The sequence below is a fragment of the Bradyrhizobium sp. CCBAU 45394 genome (assembly GCF_028128655.1).
Classification (GTDB): domain Bacteria; phylum Pseudomonadota; class Alphaproteobacteria; order Rhizobiales; family Xanthobacteraceae; genus Bradyrhizobium; species Bradyrhizobium diazoefficiens.
Genome location: NZ_LBIX01000011.1, coordinates 1 through 1,813, shown reverse-complemented (window position 1 = coordinate 1,813; position 1,813 = coordinate 1). Strand labels below are relative to the sequence as shown.

At 54.6% G+C, this 1,813-nt stretch carries 1 protein-coding gene; it reads left to right on the top strand.

What is annotated here, in order from left to right; genetic code table 11:
* Positions 1-103 precede the first annotated feature (103 nt).
* The gene (locus WN73_RS07130) at positions 104-895 is read left to right on the top strand and encodes a hypothetical protein (RefSeq protein ID WP_271552166.1); all 792 of its coding nucleotides are present in this window, start codon (positions 104-106) and stop codon (positions 893-895) included.
* Positions 896-1,813 lie beyond the last annotated feature (918 nt).

Genomic DNA, 1,813 nt, shown 5'->3' with positions numbered 1-1,813 from the left:
ACGCTGTTCATGGAAAATTGAGTAATTGCCCGGCTCTTGGTTGACGACCGACGAACTGCAACCAAGAAAGTGTGCCTCAGTGGGGGCGAGCCGAGCAGGGAACATGCCCGAATTTGGACGTAGGCAATACCGCGAGACCCGCGCCGAAACATCCGACATGATGAAGTGGGTCATTTCTTCCGCGGTCGCGGTGCTGATAGCTGGCCTATTCTTCAGTTACCGATTGCTCATTCATCCCGGCAATCCAGATCCACTTTTGAATAAACGGGGGTCATTTGCAGAGATGGTACAACGGAATGCATTTAGCGCAGATCAACTACTTGAGCATCCGTCCATTAGCACCGCGGTGGTTTCGATCCGTTTTGGCAACAAGGTATACAGGGTGCCGCGCAATTACCTCGTGGATCTTGATCGATCAGCTGTCGCCCCCAATCCTCGAACGACGACGTTCGAAATTCACGTCCTGCTCCCCGGCTTGACGCCTAGGAACGCGAACAATGCTGATAGATTTATCGAGCATCCATATCGCGACGGCTTCCATGATCAGGTGAGCGCAACGATCCGAGGAGGACAGGAAGAGTTGGATTTTTCCGAGCGAAAGGGACAGTGGGAGCGTCGGTGTGAACAGAAAGGCCAAGGCGAGTTTCGAGAGGTCGAATCCGGCTACAAGCTATGCCAGGCGGATTCCGATCTATTTATGAGAGGTACGACCGAGGGGCCTCTGATTTTTGCCTGCAACAAGATCTCCGACAAGAATCCTTATTGCACTCTCGCCGAGCACACCGGCGCGGAATACGGCGTTCTGAATTTGGAATTTAGTCGCAAATACGTTTACCAAGCGGACGAGATCAGGAAACGGTTTCGTGCGCTCCTCGACTCTTTCGCCGAGAACTAAGGTTGTTTTCAATAACGCCTCACAGGCGCGATGGGTGCCCGGCATGGAAGTACACACAGCAAGGCCTCTCTTCAAGACGATCGGCTTTGTATTCGGGTTGTTCTGTCTTCTTATGACCTATGCTTCGGGCGTTCGTCTTTACGAACACGTGCTCGGGGGCCGATCCATCCCACAGCACGGGGTAAGCCTTGTGTTGGACATCGGCGGGAATGTCCTCCTTTTAGGCATGAGTTGCTTCGGAGTGATTGCGGTATTGCTTATTGGCCGAAGGGGGTTGGACGGAGTTGTCGGAAACTGGCCATATGTCCTTCCTATTGTGTTAGTCGCTGTATTTTGCGCTGCGATAGCCGCTGCGTTCGGCGCCAGAAGAATGACCTGGGTTCTTCCTGCGGCCAGTTTGTTCGGCCTCGTCGGGTTATGGGTCGGATGGAGTGGTCTTAGACAGCATGGATTGTCCATCACTACCCGCGTCTCGGATATGTCTCTGATCCGAAGACAAAACGAGACCAGTCAGTGACGAGACATCCCGCACCTATGTCCGCTTGTGGCCCATCAGCGAAGTGGTAGCACGCCTCATTGAGGTCCGTTCAATGGGGCGTAGCGGACTGAGCTTGCTCACGTTGAGTTTTCCGCGTTTTGACTCCAAGAAGGCACGGCATCGGGCCGGGCAGATGTCGGCCTCGACCCGCTTCGGACATCGCGGTTTGGCAAGCAGGGCAGTAAGACTCCCGGGCGCATCACGAGGCAATATGAGGCGGCGGGAGTTCATCGGGCTGGTTGGTGGTGCAGCTGCTTCGCCGGTTGTGGCGCAAGCAAACTGTTTCCGCTTTAGCGGGCGCTAAGCGGGATGGGCAAGCAATCTTATGCTCGTCGGTTGCTACTTTTGCTGAACGCGGCTGAGATAATCGACAACAGCGA